This window comes from Parendozoicomonas sp. 2304DJ65-17 (assembly GCF_058148445.1).
In genome coordinates, this window is sequence record NZ_JBYVJV010000011.1 from 157,926 (window position 1) to 181,124 (window position 23,199).

The 23,199-nt window shown below is 48.0% G+C and carries 22 protein-coding genes; 12 read left to right on the top strand and 10 right to left on the bottom strand.

Annotated elements, in window-relative coordinates; translation table 11 throughout:
- Positions 1-87 precede the first annotated feature (87 nt).
- The 4 genes from ACY2RR_RS21575 to ACY2RR_RS21590 all read right to left on the bottom strand — a co-directional run bounded on the left by ACY2RR_RS21575 (position 88) and on the right by ACY2RR_RS21590 (position 3,463).
- The gene (locus tag ACY2RR_RS21575) at positions 88-978 is read right to left on the bottom strand and encodes an inositol oxygenase family protein (RefSeq protein WP_490110261.1); all 891 of its coding nucleotides are present in this window, start codon (positions 976-978) and stop codon (positions 88-90) included.
- 64 nt (positions 979-1,042) lie between these two features.
- Complete coding sequence (locus ACY2RR_RS21580; RefSeq protein WP_490110262.1) at positions 1,043-1,648, bottom strand: glutathione S-transferase family protein; 606 nt, start codon at positions 1,646-1,648, stop codon at positions 1,043-1,045.
- A gap of 18 nt (positions 1,649-1,666) precedes the next feature.
- On the bottom strand, positions 1,667-2,344 hold the full coding sequence (locus ACY2RR_RS21585) for a type 1 glutamine amidotransferase domain-containing protein (RefSeq protein WP_490110263.1): 678 nt from the start codon (positions 2,342-2,344) through the stop codon (positions 1,667-1,669).
- Positions 2,345-2,452: 108 nt separating this feature from the next.
- Positions 2,453-3,463 (bottom strand): NADP-dependent oxidoreductase, encoded by a 1,011-nt coding sequence (locus ACY2RR_RS21590; RefSeq protein WP_490110264.1) that lies wholly within the window; start codon positions 3,461-3,463, stop codon positions 2,453-2,455.
- 107 nt (positions 3,464-3,570) lie between these two features.
- Here ACY2RR_RS21590 and ACY2RR_RS21595 point away from each other — a divergent pair, with 107 nt between their 5' ends.
- The 4 genes from ACY2RR_RS21595 (at position 3,571) to ACY2RR_RS21610 (ending at position 6,875) form a co-directional block, all read left to right on the top strand.
- Positions 3,571-4,521: a LysR family transcriptional regulator gene (locus tag ACY2RR_RS21595; RefSeq protein ID WP_490110265.1), complete on the top strand. Its 951-nt coding sequence runs from the start codon at positions 3,571-3,573 to the stop codon at positions 4,519-4,521.
- A 218-nt stretch (positions 4,522-4,739) separates the two neighbouring features.
- Positions 4,740-5,006 carry a 30S ribosomal protein S20 gene (rpsT, locus tag ACY2RR_RS21600; RefSeq protein ID WP_490110266.1) on the top strand — a complete coding sequence of 89 codons (267 nt, stop codon included), beginning with the start codon at positions 4,740-4,742 and terminating at the stop codon, positions 5,004-5,006.
- Positions 5,007-5,136: 130 nt separating this feature from the next.
- Positions 5,137-5,841 carry a M14 family zinc carboxypeptidase gene (locus ACY2RR_RS21605; protein WP_490110267.1) on the top strand — a complete coding sequence of 235 codons (705 nt, stop codon included), beginning with the start codon at positions 5,137-5,139 and terminating at the stop codon, positions 5,839-5,841.
- Positions 5,842-5,876: 35 nt separating this feature from the next.
- On the top strand, positions 5,877-6,875 hold the full coding sequence (locus tag ACY2RR_RS21610) for a Tle-like phospholipase domain-containing protein (protein WP_490110268.1): 999 nt from the start codon (positions 5,877-5,879) through the stop codon (positions 6,873-6,875).
- A 65-nt stretch (positions 6,876-6,940) separates the two neighbouring features.
- Here ACY2RR_RS21610 and proB read toward each other — a convergent pair whose 3' ends face one another.
- The 4 genes from proB to rplU form a co-directional block, all read right to left on the bottom strand.
- Positions 6,941-8,098, bottom strand: coding sequence for a glutamate 5-kinase (gene proB, locus ACY2RR_RS21615; RefSeq protein WP_490110269.1), 1,158 nt, complete (start codon positions 8,096-8,098; stop codon positions 6,941-6,943).
- 49 nt (positions 8,099-8,147) lie between these two features.
- The gene (gene cgtA / locus ACY2RR_RS21620) at positions 8,148-9,350 is read right to left on the bottom strand and encodes an Obg family GTPase CgtA (protein ID WP_490110270.1); all 1,203 of its coding nucleotides are present in this window, start codon (positions 9,348-9,350) and stop codon (positions 8,148-8,150) included.
- Between the two features lie 191 nt (positions 9,351-9,541).
- Positions 9,542-9,799, bottom strand: a complete 258-nt coding sequence (gene rpmA, locus ACY2RR_RS21625) for a 50S ribosomal protein L27 (RefSeq protein WP_490110271.1) — start codon at positions 9,797-9,799, stop codon at positions 9,542-9,544.
- An 18-nt stretch (positions 9,800-9,817) separates the two neighbouring features.
- A complete protein-coding gene (rplU, locus tag ACY2RR_RS21630) occupies positions 9,818-10,129 on the bottom strand; it encodes a 50S ribosomal protein L21 (protein WP_490110272.1) in 312 nt (103 codons plus the stop codon).
- Positions 10,130-10,488: 359 nt separating this feature from the next.
- On the opposite strand from rplU, the gene ispB reads away from it, so the two are divergent.
- The 3 genes from ispB (at position 10,489) to ACY2RR_RS21645 (ending at position 13,139) form a co-directional block, all read left to right on the top strand.
- Positions 10,489-11,469 carry an octaprenyl diphosphate synthase gene (ispB, locus tag ACY2RR_RS21635; protein ID WP_490110273.1) on the top strand — a complete coding sequence of 327 codons (981 nt, stop codon included), beginning with the start codon at positions 10,489-10,491 and terminating at the stop codon, positions 11,467-11,469.
- A gap of 243 nt (positions 11,470-11,712) precedes the next feature.
- Positions 11,713-12,804: a GIY-YIG nuclease family protein gene (locus ACY2RR_RS21640; protein WP_490110274.1), complete on the top strand. Its 1,092-nt coding sequence runs from the start codon at positions 11,713-11,715 to the stop codon at positions 12,802-12,804.
- Positions 12,805-12,920: 116 nt separating this feature from the next.
- A complete protein-coding gene (locus ACY2RR_RS21645; RefSeq protein WP_490110275.1) occupies positions 12,921-13,139 on the top strand; it encodes a hypothetical protein in 219 nt (72 codons plus the stop codon).
- Between the two features lie 10 nt (positions 13,140-13,149).
- On the opposite strand, the gene ACY2RR_RS21650 is transcribed toward ACY2RR_RS21645, so the two are convergent.
- Positions 13,150-14,166, bottom strand: coding sequence for a LysR family transcriptional regulator (locus ACY2RR_RS21650; protein WP_490110276.1), 1,017 nt, complete (start codon positions 14,164-14,166; stop codon positions 13,150-13,152).
- A gap of 270 nt (positions 14,167-14,436) precedes the next feature.
- On the opposite strand from ACY2RR_RS21650, the gene ACY2RR_RS21655 reads away from it, so the two are divergent.
- From ACY2RR_RS21655 to ACY2RR_RS21665, 3 genes are all read left to right on the top strand, one after another.
- The gene (locus tag ACY2RR_RS21655; RefSeq protein WP_490110277.1) at positions 14,437-15,738 is read left to right on the top strand and encodes an OprD family outer membrane porin; all 1,302 of its coding nucleotides are present in this window, start codon (positions 14,437-14,439) and stop codon (positions 15,736-15,738) included.
- A gap of 257 nt (positions 15,739-15,995) precedes the next feature.
- The gene (locus ACY2RR_RS21660; RefSeq protein ID WP_490110278.1) at positions 15,996-17,228 is read left to right on the top strand and encodes an OprD family outer membrane porin; all 1,233 of its coding nucleotides are present in this window, start codon (positions 15,996-15,998) and stop codon (positions 17,226-17,228) included.
- 301 nt (positions 17,229-17,529) lie between these two features.
- Complete coding sequence (locus ACY2RR_RS21665; protein ID WP_490110279.1) at positions 17,530-18,795, top strand: OprD family outer membrane porin; 1,266 nt, start codon at positions 17,530-17,532, stop codon at positions 18,793-18,795.
- A gap of 91 nt (positions 18,796-18,886) precedes the next feature.
- On the opposite strand, the gene gorA is transcribed toward ACY2RR_RS21665, so the two are convergent.
- Positions 18,887-20,245: a glutathione-disulfide reductase gene (gene gorA, locus ACY2RR_RS21670; protein WP_490110280.1), complete on the bottom strand. Its 1,359-nt coding sequence runs from the start codon at positions 20,243-20,245 to the stop codon at positions 18,887-18,889.
- Positions 20,246-20,592: 347 nt separating this feature from the next.
- Between gorA and ACY2RR_RS21675 the strand changes: the two genes are divergently transcribed.
- Together ACY2RR_RS21675 and ACY2RR_RS21680 are read left to right on the top strand one after the other, a co-directional pair.
- Positions 20,593-21,882 carry an NCS2 family permease gene (locus tag ACY2RR_RS21675; RefSeq protein ID WP_490110281.1) on the top strand — a complete coding sequence of 430 codons (1,290 nt, stop codon included), beginning with the start codon at positions 20,593-20,595 and terminating at the stop codon, positions 21,880-21,882.
- 69 nt (positions 21,883-21,951) lie between these two features.
- The gene (locus tag ACY2RR_RS21680; RefSeq protein ID WP_490110282.1) at positions 21,952-23,160 is read left to right on the top strand and encodes an MFS transporter; all 1,209 of its coding nucleotides are present in this window, start codon (positions 21,952-21,954) and stop codon (positions 23,158-23,160) included.
- Positions 23,161-23,199: the final 39 nt, after the last annotated feature.

Genomic DNA, 23,199 nt, shown 5'->3' on the forward strand with positions numbered 1-23,199 from the left:
GAAGATCAAATCAATAAAGTGTACCTGCCTAAGACCTCAGGATACCAGACGTACATACAACTATAGGAATCAACAGAGTCGCTCCGCTTACCAGAGCAGGATTCCCGGCGTGTATTTTTCAATCAAGCTCCGGTAATAATCGGTGTTCTCCGCCATAACAAAGCGTGAGGATTGATCGGTTTTGCTGTAGAGATCATGACCATTCAACTGTTCAACCCATGGCCACATTTTTTTATCCGCTTCATTCATCAATGCCAGATAACGGGGTTCTTTGGCCGTATGAATGGGGTAAAGGGAGTGGTAACGGATTGCGAACAGCGCTTCTTCGGGAAGTTTGGTTTGGTGTGCCAATACCTGATAGAGGTATTCATCATGACCCCAGGTCATAACAACCTTATCCAAGCCGATCCCCGGGCGGTAAATACCAAAATCAGTATTAAAGTCTTTGTTGTTCACATCCGGGTTTTGATCCAGAAAGTGGGAAAGAACAATATCGGGTGAATATGTCAAACCCGTAGGAAAAGTATCTCCTACAACGGCCCACTGGGGCTCTCCCCAAAACACCAGTGCTTTACCCAGATCATGAATGAAACCAGAGAGAACCATCCAGTCCGGCAACCCTTTTGCTCTCATACTTTGGGCAACCTGAAAGGAATGCTCCATCTGGGATAAATTAATATCCGGGTCACTGTTATCGTGAACCTTGTCCAGCTTTTCGGTCATCTCCCAGATTGTTGCCTTGCTATGATTCAGCTTCCCGTACTTTTCCATTTGATCAACGGCAAACTGATGAGTTTGCTTCTGGTGATGCTCTTTATAGAAACGGGTGACATGCTCTGGCGCAGAGTCATAATCCCGAAACTTCTTATCAGCCTGAGTGTCTTTCGGAGGGACAGAAGCCTTTAAAGCTAAAGGCAGAGAAAGGCAGGTAGCCGTTGCAGCGGTAGCACTTACAAATGAACGACGGGACAGACTCATGACGACACCATTTTAAATTGCCTGTCATGTTCATAGCCTGTCCCGTCATATCGTCAACAAATACTTAACCGAGAGAAGCCGCCTTCTGAAAGGCTGGGCGCTGCATAATACGCTTCAGGTAAGCTTGCGTCGCTGTATAGCTCTCGAGCATCCCCCGTTCCAAAGCGAACAACAGAACCGTCGTCATCATGATGTCAGCAGCCGTAAAATCATTACCAACAAAATAGTCAGACTGGCTTAGAATACTTTCGATATAAGAAAAATCGAGCGCTGTTTCTTTTTGCGCATAACCGACAATGGGTGCATTTCCAACATCCAGCCCGTCAAGAAACAGATTCAGCAATACCGGCAACATTGCAGAACCTTCGGCAAAATGCAGCCACTGGAGATAAACAGGATATTCCTTCGCCCCATGATTCGGGCGCAACTGTGTTGGCGCATATTTATTCAGGAGGCATTCCAGAATTGCGGCAGACTCAACCAGAACCCGACCACCATCCTCAACAATAGGAGCCTTACCCAGTGGGTGAATATCTCGCAATGCCGCTGGAGCAAGATTAGTCTGAGGGTCTCGATCGTAGGTTATCAGTTCATAATCCAGCCCCAGTTCTTCAAGAAGCCAGATAACACGAGTCGACCGGGACTTTTTCAGGTGATGAACCTTAATCATTTTTAGCAGCTCCCAGTTTTATTTAAGAAAAGATAAAACCGTGTCAGCAACGGCTTCTGAAGATGCTGGGTTTTGCCCTGTCACCAACAAGCCATCTTTCACACAGTAAGATCCCCAATCTTCACCTTTGCTGTATTTAGCCCCTTTTTCTACCAAGGCATCTTCCAATAGGAAAGGCACTACATCAGTCAAAGCCACAGCAGCCTCTTCCGTATTGGTAAAACCGGTAACAGCCCGACCACTCACAAAAGGTTCACCACTGGCAGCTTTTGCATGCAGCAAAACGCTGGGAGCATGGCATACGGCAGACACGGGCTTACCTTGTGCCGCGAATGCTTCAATCAATGCAATTGAGCTTTTGTCATTTGTAAGATCCCAAAGTGGGCCATGGCCTCCCGGGTAAAAAATGGCATCAAAGTCATCCGCCGAAACATCGGCCAGCTTGATCGTCTTGGAAAGTCTGGCTTGTAGCTCCTCATCATTATCAAAACGACGGGTTGCCTCTGTTTGAAAATCAGGCAGCGCACTTTTCGGATCAATTGGTGGTTGCCCGCCTGCAGGAGAGGCCAGTGTTACCTGAGCGCCGGCGTCGGCAAAAGTGTAATACGGTGCAGCAAACTCCTCTATCCAGAAGCCTGTTTTTTCGCCTGTATTTCCCAGTTGATTATGAGATGTAAGAACAAATAAAACTTTCACAGATATCCCCTCTTAGAAGTGATGTGCTGTGGGTAACACACAAACACCCACAGCACATAACGCCCCTTTATTAATATTCGTAACTCGCGATTGAACGGAAGATTGTTACTACGCCAGTTTCACCAACATCTTGCCGGTATTCTTGCCGGTGAACAGGCCAATAAATGCATCTGGTGCCTGAGCTATACCTTCATAAACAGTTTCTCGGGCAACCACCTTTCCACTCTGCAGCCACTGGCTCATCTCTTGAACAAATGCGGGATAGCCATCCCAGTGATCAAATACGATAAAGCCCTGCATTTTTAGTTTTTTGATTACCAATTGCGCAAGATTGGAAGGCCCTGCCACTGGAGCAGTCGCGTTGTATTGATCAATCATCCCGCATACAGCAATACGTCCATAATCGTTCATCAGATCAAGTACTGCTTCGAGATGAGCGCCACCAACGTTTTCAAAATAAACATCGATACCATTTGGGCAGGCTTCTGCGATATCGGCTTTCAGGTTTTTGGTTTTCTTATAATTCACTACGGCATCAACGCCGAGCTCATCTTTTAAATAGGATTCCTTTTCATCAGAGCCCACGCTTCCTGCCACATAACAACCTTTCAGTTTGGCAATCTGGCAAACAATCGCCCCTACAGCTCCAGACGCTGCCGAAACAAAAACATTGTCACCTTCTTTCAATTCGGCGATTTTCAACAACCCGGTATAAGCTGTCATACCCGGCATTCCCAACACTCCCAAAAATGCCTGAACGGGAACACCGGTTTCAGGAAGGCTTTGCAAACCTTCCCCGCTGGATATAAAAAACTCTCTCCAGCCCTGCATGCTGGATACCTTGGTACCTTCTGGGAAGTTGGGATTACGTGACTCAACAACCTCCCCAATGGCGCCACCTTCCAGTACTTCCCCAATCGCAAAAGGCGCAATATAACTTTTACGCTCAGTCATGCGACCACGCATATAAGGATCAACAGACATCCACAGATTCTTAACCAGCACTTCACCGTCTTTTAACTCAGCGATTGTCTCGGATACCAACTCAAAATCTTCAGGTACTGGCAGACCTTGTGGGCGGCGGGCTAAATGGATTTTCTGATTCTTCTCGATATACATGGAGCACCCTGGCTGTTTGTGTTCTAAGCGACGTGGCTACTCTATTCCTGTTACCATCATGCATATAATGCATTGCATGCATAATCAATATAACCAGAAGTCATATCATGAGTATTTCCAGCCTTTCATCAAAAGACCTGAACCTTCTACCTGTACTCCAGGTACTTTTGGAAGAGCGCAATGTCACCCGAGCGGCTGGGCGGCTCAATCTGACTCAACCCGCGATCAGCCGGAACCTTGCTCGCCTGAGAGAACTGTTTAACGACCCTCTCTTTACTCGAACCCCTAAAGGGCTGACTCCTACGCCACGAGCAGAAAAAATTGCCCTGCAACTTCAACGTTCTCTGCAAGACCTGAGCCTACTGATAGAACCTGCTGAGTTTATTCCCGCCAAAGCCACAACACGCTTTCGTTTAGCGACCACAGATTACGGATCGCAGGTTTTGCTGCCTTCAGTTATTCGCCGCCTGAGAGAAGAGGCCCCCGGAGTTGATCTGGAAATCACACCATGGAAGGAACGCTTTGTTCACATACTGGATCAGCAGGATATTGATCTGGCGGTTTGCACAGTCAGTGATGCGCCTTCCATGATCCACGGCAGAGGCGTGGGCGAAGATCAGTTTGTCTGTGTGGTGAACCCATCACATCCCTTGGTGAACCAGTCACAACTTAGCGAAAATTATCTTCAGAACTATGCCAGCCATGCCCACACATTAATCACAATGGGAGGCGAAACCAAAGGTGCGGTTGACCATCTCCTCGAAGAGCAGGGGCTGGAAAGACGTATCGCCCTGCGGGTTCCTCACTTTGTTGCCGCCCTGGCTTTAGTAGCTACAACAGACCTTGTACTTACCATTCCTTACGGTCTGGCTACCAGTTGCGCCAACCACTACAACCTGAAGATTCTTCCTTTGCCTCTCAATCAACAGCCTTTTACCTACTCAATTATCTGGCATGAGCGTCATATGAAGGATCCCGGGCACATATGGTTCCGCCAGCTCGTATACGAAGAACTCACTCAAACCATCAGGGATATACAGGCCAGATACGTGTTTTGAGACATACCTCAGACAGCAGATACTCTTGACCCAAGGTGGCATGAATGCCAGAATCCGCGCACCCGTATTTTTATCTCCCGAAATGTGTCATCGGGATGCAAATCACCGGCTTGATTCAATGTCACTTTGGCGCGGCTGCCTGAAATTGACAAAAATTGACCAACCCGGCATATTTGCGCGTTTTTTAAATACAACCGAATTTTCGAGGAGCTATCCAGATGGCAAATTCCCCATCCGCAAAGAAGCGTGCACGTACTCAAGAGAAGCGTCGTCAGCACAAAGCTGGTCAGCGTTCCATGATCCGCACCTACATCAAGAAAGTTATCGCTGCTGTTGAAGCTAAAGACTTCGAAGCTGCAACTGCCGCTTACGCTGCTGCTGTTCCTGTTATCGATCGTATGGCTGACAAGGGCCTGATCCACAAGAACAAAGCTGCTCGCAACAAGAGCCGCCTGAACGCTAAGGTTAAAGCTCTGGCCGCTTAATTCGCCGCCTCGCAAGCCTTATGAAAAGGAGCCAAATGGCTCCTTTTCTTTTGCCTGATTTTCTTCATTTATTGCTCTAAACCTACCACCCCTCCCTCAAGCCTGAAGCATATCAACCGAAAATCCTGATATGCCCAACCTGATTCCCACAAAACCCGGCCAGTCTGTTGAAGGACGCCTGATCAACACCATGATCAGCCCGGGTGGCGCGCTACGTTACTGCTATCTCATTGCCGGCACCCACGGTGATGAGCCAGAAGGTGTACACCTTCTGAAAACCCTTATGGAGCAGCCAGCATTTCTACAATCGGGAATTCCGACTGTAGCGATCCCCAAACACAATCCAGACGGGTTGATCGCCAACACCAGAACCAACTCCAATGGCGTTGATCTCAACCGCAACCTACCTGCCCCAAACTGGATACCTGAACAAAGATGCGACCGTTACAGTCCCGGCACCAAAGCAGGCAGCGAACCGGAAAATCAGCACCTTTTAAGATTGTTTGAGAGATATCCACCAGGATTCATCATCAGCCTCCACTCATGGAAGCCTTTTTTAAACAGCAATGGAGAATGCGAAGAAATTCTTAACTTTCTCCATAAAGCCAATAACTACCCAATTGTTCGGGACGAAATTGAAGGACACCCGACACCCGGCTCTCTCGGCAGCTACGCCAGCCAGATTCTGGATATTCCGGTCTTAACCTTTGAAAGCCCGACTTTGAAGCAAAGACACAGCCTTAAAAGCATATGGGAAGAGAACAACAGAGCACTCTGCGGCTTGATGAAATCCGGACTGATTGAGAAGAAACTGCAAGAAATACAAAACCGATAGAAACCAGACCGATTTGGCACCAGGGAAGGACAGCCATGCGTATTACAAACCGACTTATTGCACCACTTCTGGCATTGATAATTTCTTTGCCAACCTTTGCCAGCCCAAGCATTTTGCGTCTGCCGGCAGGCAACTTCTTCACCCCAGCCACTCTTGTGGGCGCGGCCCCAGCAACGGATGAGGACAACCCCAAAATCAACATTAACAACATTCAGGCCAAAGCCCTTTACCCCTACGCGCTGGCCAGCCATATGGCTCATAGTTATAAGCTGGAGCGCTCCAGACCGGCAGACCACCACTGGAATTTTGACCGTTTGAAATTCCTCAACCTTGAGCAAATCAAAGCCGTTGATCTATCTGTGGCCGCAACCAAACACTTTAAACCCAGAGTCACTAAACGTTTTGAAGACTCCTCTTCCGGCCTGCAGGCTCGAGGATTTATCCACAGACCCACCGGTACAGTTATTCTTGCCTTTGCCGGTACAGATTTTGACGCCACCTACCGCAGCGCGATGACTATCTCAGCCTCATCACAAATTGCCTATGGGTTTCGCCATCAGATACTCACTGAAGCCAGACGCTTATGCCGACACCTGAAAAACATACCCTCTATAAAAAGCATCATTCTAACGGGGTCATCACTGGGGGGAGCTGTAGCGCAATATGCCGGGCTGGCCTGCAACATACCTGCCATTGCCTTTAACAGCCTTGAACTGCCAGACAGCCTAAGGCGTGATGCCATTTACTACCGATCAAAAGAAAACAGAACACAAAAAAACGTGGCCGAGGCAATTAGCGCCTACAACAAAAACTGGCTGATTCTGGCAGAAGTAGAGGACGAGTATCTCAACAATAAAACCACGTGGGGAAACACTCTGTTCCAGAATCCCCATCCGGAGGGTGTACCTGTTTACATGATTCCTGCGAATAACAAAAAGCTCTCCATTAATGAACGCCATTGGACTCCAGCTCTGGTGGACTCAATAGAGAAGGTGAGCAACTACCACTTCCTCAAGAAACCCGGAAAGAAGTAGTTCAAACGCAAAGAGCCGCTCCAGATACTTGGAGCGGCTCTTAAAATCAGAAAAATATAAAACGGTTAATCTATAACCATATTATCCCGATGAACCAGTTCCGGCTCACCAGTAAAACCAAGCACTGAAGCCATTTGGCTGCTTGGCAATCCAAGAACCTTGCCCACTTCTTCCGAAGAGTAATTTACCAGACCGCGGGCAATCTCCTGGCCATGCTCATCAACACAAACCACCATTTCACCACGCTGAAATACACCCTCAACACCTCTCACACCAACAGGCAAAAGACTTGATCCGGTATTCCGCAAAGCTCTGACCGCACCCGCATCCAATTTCAACCGGCCTTTCATTTGCAAATGACCAGCCAGCCAGCGCTTTCGCGCTACAGTACGCTCCTCATCGGGAAGAAGCAATGTACCCAGAGATTCGGCTTTATAGAGGCGCTCAATAACACTTTCAATGCGCCCACCCACAATAACTGTGCTGGCGCCAGAGCGAGCAGCCAACCTGGCCGCACGAAGCTTGGTAAACATACCGCCCCGTCCGAGCACACCTTTGCTTTCGCCAGCCATGGCATCAAGGGATGAATCACTGGCATGACGCAAATCCACCAGCTCAGCATCAGGATTTTTTCGAGGGTCGCCAGTATAGAGGCCATCCTGATCAGTCAAGAGAAGCAGAGCATCCGCTTCTACAAGGTTGGCAACAAGAGCACCCAGAGTATCGTTGTCACCAAAACGGATTTCATCAGTGACTACACAATCATTTTCGTTAACAACCGGAATAACCCCCAGCCCCATCATGGTATTCAGGGCGCTGCGAGCATTCAGATAACGTTGGCGATTGGAGAGGTCGGCATGAGTTAACAAAACCTGGGCGGTTTCAATACCATGCTCAGCAAAAGCGCTCTGCCAGGTTTGGGATAAACCCATCTGCCCAACAGCAGCAGCCACCTGCAACTCATGCATGGCTTTGGGGCGGATCTTCCAGCCCAACCGTGTCATCCCAGCAGCCACTGCACCGGAAGATACCAGAACGGGTTGTATACCTTTCGCTTTCAAAGAAGCAATCTGGGCTACCCAGCCATGAATACCTTCGGTATTCAGCCGGGTGCCATCATCCGTTAACAGGGCACTGCCAATTTTAATCACCCAGCGACGACTGTTAGAGAGCAGGCTGCGAGCAGCCTCAGGATTATTATTTTTTTTTACTTCTGCACCCACTTCACTCTCCCCACATATCATCTTACCCGGGAATAAAACATGTTATGGCTTATGGCACGTAGAAGACTTCAACATCATGTTCGTCATCATCGTCTTCTTCAGCCTGCGCAGCCATCTTTTCAGCCTGACGACGGGCACGACGCTCAGCAGCCAGTTCTTCAATGCGAACACGCGCCTCCTCTTCCATGCGCTCACGCTGTGCCTGTTCAGCCTCAGCGTACTCTTCATCCTGATTTTCCTGAAGATTACGCTCTTCAATAAAGGTCATCATGTTCTGGCACATCTGCATAGTGCCATCGCTGCTGATTGCGGAAATACGATAAACAGGGCCTTCCCAGCCCAGCTCACTGGTAATACGCTCACACAAAGCATCACGCTCTTCTTCCGGCACCAAGTCAAGCTTGTTCAGTACCAGCCAGCGCTCACGATTGGCCAAAGCCCCACTGAATTCTTCCAGCTCATTAATAATGGCTTTGGCAGACTCAACCGGATCAGTGCCATCAATCGGTGCCACATCCACAAGATGCAGCAGGATGCGACAGCGAGCTAGATGCTTCAGGAATCGAATTCCCAGACCCGCACCTTCAGCCGCACCTTCAATCAAACCGGGAATATCGGCGACCACAAAGCTGCGATGCTTCTGAACGCTGACAACACCAAGGTTCGGAACCAGCGTGGTAAACGGATAGTCCGCCACCTTAGGTTTGGCATGGGAAACAGAGCGGATAAATGTAGATTTACCGGCATTGGGCATACCCAGCAGGCCAACATCAGCAATAACCTTCAGCTCCAGCTTAATGTTACGAGCCTCACCAGGCTTGCCTGGAGTGCAGATTCGCGGAGCACGGTTGGTGCTGGACTTAAAGCAAGTGTTACCGATTCCGTTATGACCACCACGAGCCACCAGCAGTTTTTCACCCGCCAGAGTCAGGTCGCCAATCACTTCTTGGGTATCTTCATCAACAACCGTTGTACCTACAGGTACGCGCAGAATTGTATCTTCACCTTTTGCGCCAGTGCACTGGCCGCCACGGCCCTGCTCACCGTTTTTAGCTTTGTAGTGACGAGTGTAACGATAATCCACCAGCGTGTTCAGGTCGTTATCAGCCACCATATAGATGCTGCCACCCACACCACCATTACCCCCATCAGGGCCACCTTTGGGGATGTACTTCTCACGGCGGAAGCTCACACAGCCATTGCCGCCTTTGCCAGCTTCAACGTTAATATGGGCTTCATCAACAAATTTCATTCTTTACCTCCACACCAGCGCTACAGCTGCCAGTGCTATCAATCCAGGCGCCTGTCGGCTTATGTTAGATATCTCCGGGCAAAAATACGAAATAACTAACATAAACCGGGCGCAAACTTTTGTTACTTACATAATAAAAAAGCCCCGCAAGCGGGGCTTTTTGGCTTTTACTGAGAAAAGCCAGACACCAATTAAGCCGCTTCGATACGAATGTACTTACGGTTCTTGGGGCCTTTCACTTCAAAAACAACCTTGCCGTCAGCTTTAGCGAACAAGGTGTGATCCTTGCCCATGCCAACGTTTTCACCAGCGTGGAACTTGGTGCCACGCTGACGAACCAGGATGTTGCCAGCCAGTACAACTTGGCCGCCGAAACGCTTCACGCCAAGGCGTTTACTTTCCGAGTCGCGGCCGTTACGAGTACTACCGCCTGCTTTTTTGTGTGCCATGAGTCAATACCCTCCGAATCAGGCGCTGATGCCAGTAATTTTGATTTCAGTGAACCACTGACGGTGGCCCATTTGCTTACGGTGATGCTTCCGGCGACGGAACTTAACGATAGTCACCTTCTTACCACGACCGTGAGCAACGATCTCAGCGTTAACCTTTGCACCTTCAACAACAGGAGCACCGATCTTAACGTCTTCACCGTTGGCAACCAGCAGAACCTGGTCCAGCTCGATGGCTTCACCAGTGGCAATGTCCAGTTTCTCAACCTTCAGAGTTTCCCCTTCGGTTACACGATACTGCTTACCACCAGTCTTAATAACTGCGTACATGGAATTCTCCGAAAACCCTAGCCTTTTTGTCAAAGGCATCCACACGATGTGGAATTTTTTTGTTAACCGCCTGCTTCCGAGATAGCGCCCATGTAACGAATTCCAGACTTCGGTAGACCCAATGAGTTACCAAATTCCTGATCGCTCATAACAAACAGCTGCTATCAAGACTTTCAGAACGGATCGCGCATTGTAGAGAATGACTGACAACGAAACAAGCCGTTCTAACCCTCAAAGCGGACATCTACTGCCAATACTCTGTACGGGACCGTTTTCCAGACCGTGTATTTCCTTGACACCCCTGTGGGCACCCCATACGATCAGCCCCGTCTACCAGATTCATACAAGTATCACCACTAATGTCCCAGAACGACGATCTCCGCCGTATCTACTCTACGGTCAAAGAGGAATTCCAGACCGTAAACGAATGCATCATGGCTCAGCTGCACTCGGATGTTACGCTGGTAGAAAAAATCGGCCACTACATTATAGATGCCGGTGGCAAACGCCTCAGGCCTTTACTTGTTTTACTCAGTGCCGGAGCCTGCGGTTACAAAGGCAAGCAACAAGCCACTCTTGCCGCTGTTATTGAATTTCTGCACACTGCCACCCTTCTTCATGATGACGTTGTTGATTCTTCCGATCTGCGTCGTGGCCGATCCACAGCCAACGCCAAATGGGGCAACTCCCCCAGCGTACTGGTTGGTGACTTCCTGTTCTCCCGTTCCTTCGAAATGATGGTCAGCATTGGCGATATGGATGTCATCTCCACCCTTGCTACGGCCACCAACGTTATTTCCGAAGGCGAGGTCATGCAGCTTATTAATGTGCGTTCTCCTGATTTGAGCGAAGAGCAGTACATGGAAGTGATTCGCTGCAAAACCGCCATGCTGTTTGAGGCATCCACACACACAGCTGCGCTTCTGGCAAAAGCCACTCCAGAAGAAACTGATGCACTGAAAGCTTATGGCAACAATCTCGGCCTGGCTTTCCAATTGGTAGATGATCTGCTGGATTACACCGGCAACAGCGAGACTATGGGTAAGAATGTGGGTGACGATCTTGCCGAAGGCAAAGTCACACTGCCGCTGATTCATGCGATGGCGAACGGAACCAATGACCAGAACGCTATTATCCGGAAAGCGATTCGCGGTAGCGGCCTTGACTACCTCGACGAGGTGATGGCTGCAATCAAAGACACAGGAGCTTTGGAATACACAGCCAAGCGTGCAAAAGAAGAAGCACAAAAGGCTGTGGATGCGGTAAACACTCTGAAAGAGAGTGCGCACCGACAGGCCATGATTGATCTTGCTAACTTCTCCGTAAGCCGCACTGCATAACCGCACAAGACCATCGGCCTGAAACTCCTTTCAGGCCGAACATTCCTATCTACCCTTTCCCACCTTCCCCTTCAGCTTATACGACAACGTACATTCTTATTTCTATTCAATAACCAGAAATTCCAACGCAATGGAATATTCGTGAAATACTGACTAAAAACCCGCTTCACACTCTCGTCAAGGTCGCTATAATGGCGCGCCTCGCGTTTCAGTCATTACCAAGTCAAACAGGGTTGCAGCCTCTTGATAATCTTTACCGTCACCAACACTATTACCAATCAGGTTTATGTCGGCTCCACCCGCAACGATCTGGACGCTCAATGGGAACGAATGGTGGCCGCTGCTGAGCAGAATCTTGATTTCCCGCTTTACCGTGATATTCGCACCCACGGCTGCGATGCCTTTACCCGCGAAATCTACGACATGGCAGACAATCGCCAGGAGCTTGCAGAGCTTGAGCAGGACGCCATTGATACCCTAAATGCCATCAGCCTTCGTGGTCACAAGACCAGTGTTGTTGTCATTAAGAAAAAAACACCGGTTCGACGCAAGAAATCAGAAGCTGAAAAAGAACTGCTCGACCTGCTGGATACATTTGCCACAGACAGCGATTCTGATGAACTTCCAGTAGAGCAAGAAAAATCCAAATCTTCTGAAGAAACCAAACCTGCAGAAGCAAAAGGTCGGGTTATCAAGGCTGAGATTCCTGCCCAGCCCGCTATTTCCCAACAGACCAGCATCCCGAAAGCCGCCAAACCGGCAGCCAAAAAATCCTCAAGCAACAATTCCCCTTTTGATGCAGTTGCTGCAGCTAAAGCCATTCTTGCCGCAGCCGCAAAAGAAGAAGAGCAAAAGGCAGCCGCACAACCAAAACCTGTCGATCCAAAGCGAACATCCCGCACCACTGGTAGCATGAAGCTGGACGTTAGCATTGACGACACCATTAACGCTCAACTGGCCGCTATTACCGCTGCTGTAGATGGTGTTCTGGCTGGAGATGCTCAGGCTGCAAGCCAGCTGGAAACACAGAAAAGAACACAAGCGGTAGAAGTTAAGCCACTTACCGAAGCACCCCAAACTGTCCAGCAAGCAGAAGCCACCCCAGAAGAACCAGCCCCGGCTGAAGTTGTTGAACAACCCCTGGAAGAACCTGCCAAAGTTTTCAGTGAGAAAGAGCTGAGAATTATGGAAGCCATGGAACGCCACCGCGAACTTCGTGTTAAGCGTACCAGTGATGTTATTGACGCAGAGAAGAACCAAATTAAAGAACTATTGGCAGAACTCAACAATCGCGTCGCTGCCATGCCTGTTAATACAGCCGTCCTTTATCACTAAATCAGATTTATTATTTTCCAAAGCCCGGTTCTTCCGGGCTTCTTTTTATCTTCCCTTTAATTATCAGGACTGGTCTATGCTGAAATCTAAACAGTTAAGAGTTGGATTTCAGGCAGATGGACCATCAAACGGCGCAACAAAACACGGAACAGGAATATACAAATAAATTGCAGAAGGCGTTGAAAAACCTGAAGGAAATGAATAACAGCCTGATAAAGCTGGAAGAAAAGCTGGCCAGGCAGAATGCCCAATGCCAACAAGTCGTTCACGACATGAAAAAGCTGCAGCTGTCACTTTCAAAAACAACAGCTACAGCTCATAAATTCAAGCGCTAACCCATAGTCGCTACATCATATCACTGTAACTCTCCGGAACACTCCAACTGCTGGTTGATACGGAAACCAGCTTCAAATCTTTTTCCATTACACGACTCATGCACTGATAAATGCGATCCCGTAACCAACGATGGGAGCGGTTAGCATTCCAGTATTCTGGCCATACCATGCGATGCTCAACCTCTGGGGTATTATCCGGAATTTGTCGCACCACCAATCTTTCATCCAACATGTCTTTTATTGGCGTATAAAAGGAAATGTAATCACTTCCCGCCAGAATAGATTTAGTAGCCGCAAAGCTTGGACTGGAAATTTTTGGCTCAATACCCAAGCGGTGATAGAACGCCTGCACCTGTGGAGCCATTGAGCAACCGGATGTTTGAATCAGGTGAGGATATTCTTTCAAATCCTCCATGGTAAACACCCGGTTAGCCAGCGGATGATTTGCACTCATCAAGCAGCCAAGGCGATAACGAATCAACTCCTGACTCCGCAACCCCGATGGCGGCATTCCGGAATACCCCACAGCTAAATCAACCTCACCACTATGAAGCTTTTCTATTACATGCTCATTTAACAGTTCAATTTCAAAGGTAAAGTTCGGTGCCAGTTTACGGAGTTCGCAAATAGCCTGGGGAAGAATCTGCTGAACCGGAAGGTAACCACCAGCGATACGAAAATGACGGGTTGTTGTAAAAGGATCAAACGTCGCATTTTCAAAAATACTGGCAGCCTCTACCACCAGGCGATTAACCCTGGGATGAATAGCCTGTGCCATTTCTGACAGCGTTGTTCTGTTTCCCGCACGCACCAGTAGTGGGTCACACAAGCCTTCCCGTAACTGCGCCAGGTTACGACTCATTGTTGGCTGAGTAACACAAAGATGCTTTGCTGCTTCCGTCACACTACGGGTATCCAGCAAAGCTTTAAGGCTGGGCAACAAGTTCAGATTTAAACGGTTTAGGCTGATTGTATCGTCGGTCGGTGACACCTTGACCGCATGCGGGTCTCTACTACCGGTCTTCATTAACTACGCACCCTGTCCCTAACGTTTTTGCAACTTCCAGAAGAAAGTTCCGTTAATCATCATCGATTAAACGAATATGCACATTCTATAACTCGATAGTCACTCCGCAGTATCCGTATTGGTATCAGCTTTATGCATACCGTTATAAAACCAAACGATATGACCGTATTTCACGCAAATGAATAATCCAGATCAATGGCGGGGAACCCCTGTTTTTTTGTACCCCTGCCGACTTGCGAACACACACGCACACACATCTGGAGTCAACCCATGAAAAAGCTGGCACTCGCCATTGCTGTTGCTACAGCAGCTGCAGCTTCTGCTCAGGCCGCAGAAATCACTACCACAGATCCAAGCCTGGACATCACTTATAAGAACTATTTTTGGAAGCAAAAGAATCTCGCCCGCAAAGACTCAGGCAAGCCTAAGTACTACCGTGACGAATGGGTACATGCTCTGGTTGCTGATTTTGATACCGGCTATGTAAATGACATGGTTGGTGCCGTAGTGACTGTTGGTGCAGCAAACAGTCTGAAAACAAAAGACGACACCAGTATGACCAACATCTCCAAAGGTTCTGATGGTAAAGCCAATGATATTGCTGGCTTCCAACAGGCTTACCTGAAGGCTAAGTACAACCTTGGCGAGGTAGCCCTGAAAGGCTCTCTGGGTGTGAAAAAACGCGGTTATGAACTATTCAGCAACTCTGGTTCCCGTATTCTGGATGCAAGCTCAAACGGTGCTGACTTGTCTGCTGAGTGGAACGGCCTGACTGTTTATTCCTCTCAAATCACCGGCGCCAGTAATCGTGAAGATTCCAAATTCTCTGACGACCTCGTTGCGCAGAACAGCGAAGCTAATGCTGTTAAAATTGATGAGATCCAAATCTTTGGTGCCAACTACAACCTGATGGGTGTGGATCTGACCGGTGAATACTCCAACGCAAAAGATTACACCAAGCGTAAGTTCCTGAAGGCTGCATACACCTATACCGTTAATGACGATGTATCTATCGACATGGACGCTCGCTGGGGCAAGATGGAAGGCCAAAAGAACTTTGGTTATGACCACGATGATGAAAGCTTCATTAAAGCTGATGACCATGAATCCTCTTACTACAACCTGAATGCCACTGTTAACTATAACAATGCCTATGTTGGCGTTGGGTATAACAAAGTAAAAGATGGCACCTACTACATGGATGATGGCCAGGGCAACTCTGGCAACTACAACACTTCCCTGTCTCAATGGTACGACTACAACGAAGAAGGTGAAAAAGCTTACGTTGTAACAGCTGGTTATAACTTTGCTGATCTGGGCGTTCCTGGCTTGAGTCTGGATCTGGTTTATGCTGAAGGTGATGATGCTGACAACTACTCCGACGATTTCGAGCGTCAGGAATTCAGCAGCTACCTTTCTTATAAGTTCAGCGGTGATCTGGAAGGCCTGTCTCTGGCATGGCTACACGTTCAAGCAAATGCTGATGGCGTAAGCACTATCACCAATAAAGACATTAAAGATCGTGACCGCTCTAACCGTTTGTACCTGAAGTACACAGTTTCTGTTTTCTAATAAAGAAGACTAAAAACACGAAAATTGAGGGAAGACTTCGGCCTTCCCTTTTTTGTTGCATCATACACATATCCACAAAACCATAATCTCAATCAATAAATACCCTCAAAATTTATTTCATTCCCGTATAACCCCATCAAATCAATCAACGTGACCTGAATAGCAGCTTTTCATTAATCTCCACGCAGTATCTGAATACCTCTTTCTTGTTAGAAGAATCAGGGTTCAAACCAGCACACACACACTGGAGTTTAACCATGAAGAAGCTCGCGCTTGCACTGGCAGCTGCCTCTGCTGCAGCGGCAACTGCTCAGGCAGAAACCGTTACTTTTGACCCAACGCTGACTCTTTCCTACAAGAACTATTACTGGGATGAAGACGTTAAGCACAGTGATGGCGATCGTGACGAATGGGCACATGCCATCGTTGCTAATTTCGATACTGGTTACATTAACGACATGATCGGTGTTGTTATTGAAGCTGGCGTAGCACAAGACCTGAAGAGCGAATCCAAAGGCCAGAGTAACGTCTCCGGAAACGACATTGCAGCCTTCAACCAGGCTTATCTGAAAGCCAAGCACAGCTTTGCAGGCATTGACTTCGCTGGTAGCTTTGGCCAGAAGAAGCGTGGCTACGAAACCTATGGTGACTCCGGTTCTCGTATCCTGAACGCCAGCTCCTACGGTTACGATGTAAGTGCTGAGTTCATGGGAATGAACGTTTACGGATCTTACATTGATGCATTCCACCAGCGGGAAGAATCTACCTTTAACGACGATCTGACCAACGAAGATGGCGAGCAGATTGACAACATCAAGATCGTTGGCGGCAGTTACGAGTTTGATAACGGTCTGGGTTTTATCGCTGAGCAAGCCAAGTCTAAAGACTATATGAAGAGAGAATTCTTCAAAGCTTACTACACTCTGCCTCTGAACAATGACATGTCCATCGACATGGACGCCCGTTACGGCACCGTTGAAGAAGACGGTGAACTGTACGCAGAGAAAGGTTTTGAGTCCAAGTACTATAACCTGAACGCTACTCTGAACTTCAACAACTCTTACGTTGGTTTTGGCTACAACAAAACCTCCGATGGCGACTACGATAATGGCCTGTTCTCTGACGACAACGGTACCTTTAACTCCAGCCTTGACCAGTGGGAAATGTATGCACTGGAAGATGAAAAAGGCTACTTCGTGAACGCTGGTCACAACTTTGCTGATCAAGGTGTAGCTGGACTGAACTGGGACGTTTGGTATGCCAAGGGTAAAGATGCCAAAGACGTTGACAACTTTGACCGTTGGGAAGTGGGCAGCATGGTTTCCTACAACTTCTCCGGCCAACTGGAAGGTCTGGCTGTTAAGTGGCTGCACGTAACCTACCGTGCTGAAGGTACTGCAGAAGGCGAGCGTGACTCCGATAGCCTGGGCACCATCTACGATCAGCAGGTTAACCGTCTGTACCTGACCTACACCATGGAAGTATTCTAATTCCAGAATCTACCGTGTAGCGCTCTTGCGGGAGAAGCCTTTGCTTCTCCCGTTTTTATTTCTTTATAAAAACTCTTCAAAAAATAATTCAACTTGGTGCATAAAGTTTTTTTCAGTAAATTTCCTGCACCAGCACTTTTCAAAACAAAATTTGTTACATTTTTTTTGCCCGATCGGACAAAAAATACGCATTTGTACGTGCAAAACAAAAAAATCTTCTGATATGCTCACATGCGCACGTCGTTTCTTACAAAGAGATGACGCAATAATTACAAACACACAACAATTAGAAGACACACAAATGAAGCTGAAAGCATCCGTACTGAGCGCAGCTATCGCTGCTGCCGTTGCGACCACTTCCGCACAAGCTGCAGAAGTTGTCACTTTTGATCCTTCCCTGAAGCTAACCTACAAGAACTATTTCTGGGATGAAGACTATGATTACAAAAATGTTCCTGACTCTGACAACCCAGGTCAGTTTGTAAAAGACTCTGAGCGTGATGAGTGGGTTCAAGCTCTGGTAGCTGACTTTGACACTGGTTACATCAACGATGTAGTTGGTGCAGTTGTAACGATTGGCGTTGCTGATTCCATTAGCACCAAGAAAAATTCTCAAATCACAAACGTAGCCAAAGGCTCTGATGGCAAAGCCAACAACATTGCAGGCTTCCAGCAGGCTTACCTGAAAGCTAAGTACTCTCTGGGTGGTGTAGACCTGAAAGGTACTCTGGGTGTGAAGAAGCGTGGTTACGAGCTGTATGGTAACTCCGGCTCCCGTATCCTGGCTGCCAGCTCCTACGGTCTGGATCTGTCTGCCAGCTTTGCTGGTGCCACTGTTTACGGTGCCCACATCACTGAAGGCAGCAGCCGTAACGCCTCCGCTCTGGCTGAAGACTTGAGCACTGATCACATCCGTATTCTGGGTGCTAACTACAGCATTGCCGGTGTTGACCTGACTGGTGAATACCTGAAAGCAGAAGATCTCTACAAGAAGAAGTTCCTGAAAGCTGCTTACACTCTGGAAGTATCTGAAGATGTATCTGTAGATATGGATGCACGTTACGCCACAGCTGACGACGACGGCCGTGCTGCCAAGTACGAATCTTCCTACTACAACCTGAACGCCACCCTTAATGTTGGCAATGCCTACGTTGGTGCTGGCTATAACCGCACTAAAGATGGTGACTGGAAAGCTGGCGGTACCGGAGCTGGTGACCACGGCACCTTTAACTCTTCCCTGTCTCAGTGGGCTGACTACTCTGACGAAGGTGAGAAAGCTTACCTCCTGACTGCAGGTTACAACTTTGCTGATCTGGGCCTGCCAGGCCTGAGCATCGACCTGGCTACCGCGAAAGGTCGTGACGCTAAGAACACCAGCAAGTTTAACCGCCGTGAGTGGAGCAGCTATGTATCCTACTCCTTCGACGGTCAGCTGGAAGGCCTGTCTCTGGCTTGGTACCACTATGACTACAGCCTGGACGAGCGTCCTGATAGCAGCACTGTAACTCAGAAGCACGACGAGAAGGGCGATCGCTTCTACCTGAAGTACTCTGTATCTGTATTCTAATTCAAGCTTGAATTAGTACACCGAGTACAGCTCCTAAATGAAAGGGAAAAGCCCTCCCCGGCTTTTCCCTTTTTTATTACCTCAAAGAAATTTATTCAGCAGGCGTACGCATAGTCACAAACTCTTCCGCCGCTGTTGGGTGAATACCAATAGTGGAATCAAAAATTTTCTTAGTAGCTCCGGCTTTCAATGCCACTGCCAGCCCCTGAAGAATTTCACCGGCATCAGCACCGACCATATGGCAACCCAATACCTTATCGGTATCACCATCTACCACCAGTTTCATAAAGGTCTTTTCCTGACGGCCACTGAGAGTGTGCTTCATATGACGGAAGCGGGATTTGAAAATCACCACATTGTCATACTTCTCACGGGCCTGTTCTTCGGTCAAACCAACAGTACCAATATTTGGTTGGCTAAACACTGCGGTCGCAATATGCTCATAATCCATAGCAACCGGCTCTTTATCACCATACAGATGATTAACCAGCGCCATGCCTTCTGAAAGAGCAACAGGTGTTAGCTGCAGGCGGTCAATAACATCGCCCAATGCATAGATGCTTGGCACAGTGCTCTGAAAATTATCGTTTACTTTAATGGCACCATTCTTTGCCATCTCAACGCCAATGTTTTCTAAACCAAGACTGCCAGTATTAGGTACACGGCCAGTGGCATACAGAACCGCATCGCAGCTTTCAGTGGAACCATCTGCCCATGTTATGGAGAGGGTGCCATCGGCTTCTTTTTCAACCTTTTCAACATTACTGTTGAAACGCAGATCAACACCTTTGGCCTTCATTTCATCGCGCAAGGTTTCCCGCACATCGTTATCAAAACCACGCAGGAACAGATCCCGGCGATAAGAAAGAACAGTTTCAGCACCCAGCCCATGGAAAATACCGGCGAATTCCACCGCAATATAACCACCGCCTACAACCACAACTTTCTTGGGGAAGGTTTCCAGATAGAAAGCATCATCGGAAACAATCACATGCTCTCTACCGGGAAGGTCGGGAACAAAAGGCTTAGCACCAGGCACAACCAGAATGCGCTCGGCCGAATATTGCTTACCCTCAACTTCAACAGTATTGGCATCTACAACTTTTGCATAACCGTTAATCAGTTCAACACCGGCATTCTTTAAGATGTTGTCGTAAATACCGTTAAGGCGCTCAATCTCTTTGGTCTTGTTATCCCGTAGTGTAGGCCAGTCAAACTTTGCACCTTCTACTGTCCAGCCATAACCACGGGCATCCTCAAAGTCTTCTGCATAGTGGGCACCATAAACAAACAGTTTTTTCGGCACACAGCCAATATTTACGCAGGTTCCCCCAAGGAATCGACCTTCTGCAACGGCAACCTTGGCACCAGTGGCAGATGCCATTCGGCTGGCTCGCACGCCACCTGAACCGGCACCAATTACGAAAAGGTCATAATCAAATTCACTCACTCGTGCATTCCTCTTTAAATACGCCTCTTGAGGCGGACACGTCGACATTAATTGATGATACGCCTTTTAAGTTCATGCGCATCTGACATCCAACAGGAACTGCTGTATTTCCTACACCCTACCAAATAACTTGCACAAAAATATTCAATAGAAACAAGTTAGATACGAAGTGCATCAAACTATGGATGATTAGCACTAACTCTCTACAAAAGATCAACAAATCACATAACAATTACTACTAATATTTATAGTAGTTCTATACACTACCGGCGCTCAAAGCTCTGACACCCATTGGGGCTTTCTCACCCTCGCTCGCCCTTACAATCACCCACGAGTTTATTAGTTGTATGCTCGAGAAAATCTTTAGTCTTTCCGAAAATAACACCAACGTTCGGCAGGAAGTTTTTGCTGGTATCACCACCTTCCTGACCATGGCGTACATTATTTTTGTTAACCCCAGCCTGCTGGCCGCAGCCGGTATGGATCAGGGAGCTGTCTTTGTAGCTACCTGCCTTGCGGCCGCAATTGGCTGCTTCATTATGGGCTTTTACGCCAACTACCCTGTGGCTCTCGCTCCCGGCATGGGTCTGAATGCATTTTTTGCTTTCACCGTTGTTGGCCAGATGGGTTACACATGGCAGGTTGCCCTGGGTGCTGTTTTCTTCTCCGGCATCTGCTTTTTCCTGATGAGTATTTTCAAAATCAGGGAGTGGATTATTAACAGCATTCCACTGTCACTACGTGGAGGTATTGGTGCCGGTATTGGTCTGTTTCTTGGTTTTCTCGGTTTGCAGAATGCCGGTATTGTTGTCGACAACCCCGCAACCATGGTTTCCCTTGGCAACATGACTAGCTGGGGGCCTATGATGGCCAGCCTTGGTTTTATTATTATCGCGGCGCTTTATCACCGTGGCGTCACCGGTTCAGTCATGTTTGGTATTCTGACAGTTTCCCTTATCAGCATTGCCGTTGGTGAAGTTCAGCTTGATGGCATTTTCTCCATGCCACCCAGCATTGCTCCAACCATTATGCAGCTGGACCTGGCTGGCGCACTGGATATTGGTCTGGTCACCATTGTCTTTTCATTTCTCTTTGTGGATATGTTCGATACCTCCGGCACCATGATTGCTGTTGCCCAAAAAGGCAATATGCTGAATAAAGATGGCTCCCTGCCACGCATCGGCAAAGCTTTGATGGCTGACAGCACTGCAACGGTTGCTGGTTCTATGCTGGGAACCTCCACAACCACAAGTTATATCGAAAGTGGTGCCGGTATTGCTGTTGGGGGTCGCACAGGCCTGACAGCCGTTGTAGTTGGCATTCTGTTCCTGCTGGCCTTATTCCTTTCCCCCCTTGCGGCTGCAATCCCTGCCTATGCCACAGCACCAGCTCTGATCTTTGTTGCTGTATTGATGTGTCACAGCCTGACAACTATCGATTGGGAAGATATTACCGACGTTGCCCCTGTAGGCATTGCAGCTCTGGCAATGCCTCTAACTTACTCCATCGCTTCTGGCATTGCTTTTGGGGTTTTGTCCTGGACGGCTATTAAACTGCTGGCAGGTCGTGGCAAAGAGATTACTCCAGCTATGGTTATCCTCTCTGCACTGTTTGCTATCAAGTTTGTTATTGTTTAACAGGAACTTCATTCCTGCTCCGGTTTTCTACACTGATGCTTAAATCAAGAAAACCGGAGAACAGGCAGCATGCCTCATAACAAAAACCTTCTGCGCGTGTTGCCTGCCATGTCGGCCATTTTTGTCGATATGATGTCTTACGCCCTCATCACACCGATGATCGTTGCAGCTTTCGCCAGCGATATATTCCTTGCCAACAGCTCTGCCACAACCCGGGAATTGATGCTGGGTATTTCATTTGCCTTCTTTCCTTTAGGCATGTTCTTCGGCTCGGCTCTGCTGGGAGACCTCAGCGATCGCTGGGGACGTAAGCGCACACTTCTGCTCTGCATGTCGGGTTTGCTGGCGGCTTTTGTTCTTATGGCATTGGCTGTTGCCTTCCACAATATTCTTCTGCTGCTAATCGGGCGGCTTCTCTCCGGCTTTATGAGTGGCACTACCGCTATCAGCACTGCGGCCATTCTTGATTTAAGTAGTGATGAAGACAAATCCGGAAATATTGCCAAAGTCACCCTTGCCAATGTCAGTGCCCATATTGTTGGCCCTGGAATTGGCGGTCTTCTGGCTGATTACCATATGCAGTGGCCTTTTGTAATGATCAGCCTGATGGCGGTTATTTCCCTTTTATGGATGGCATTCGGACTAAAAGAAACATCCACTCCAAATAAAAAGCCAATGGATTGGATGCGCCCCATATATTGTTTTACCGATGCGTTTACCCACAAGGAAGTTCGCCAAGTTTCGCTGGTGCAATTCCAGGCCCAGTTGGGTAACTGCATGTGTTACCAGTTTTTTTTCCTCTATCTGGCTCAGAAGATGGATTACACACCGGGGCAGCTTGGCTGGTTTGGTGCCATTACCATAGGTGTTGCCGCCATTCTTATGTTGTGCGGAGGAACAGAAAGATTACAGAAACACTTTTCAGAAAAATCATTAGTCAGTGTTAACTTACTTCTGGCTGGTTTGCTCGCCTGGTTATTTGTTGTTGCTCCAGGAGATGCCGGCAAATGGATATCAGCATTTTTATGGGCCATTGCATTTATCTGCTGCTACGTTTGTATAATCAAGTTGTACAGCGATTGTGTGCCAGAGGAGCAGCAAGGTTGGGTAATGGGGATTTCCTGGTCGGTTTTTGCCTGCGGATTCTTTGTCGGCGGTTTAACAGCCTCCCTAATTTCTTATATTTCCATTGAATGGCTGCTTTTCTTCGGTGGACTCTTTATGGTTACTGGCGGCTTAACTACAAGGCTTTGCTTGCCAGAACCTGCCAGAAAGTAACAGAAACTCAACAAACCATCGTAAAGTTACCAATTATCC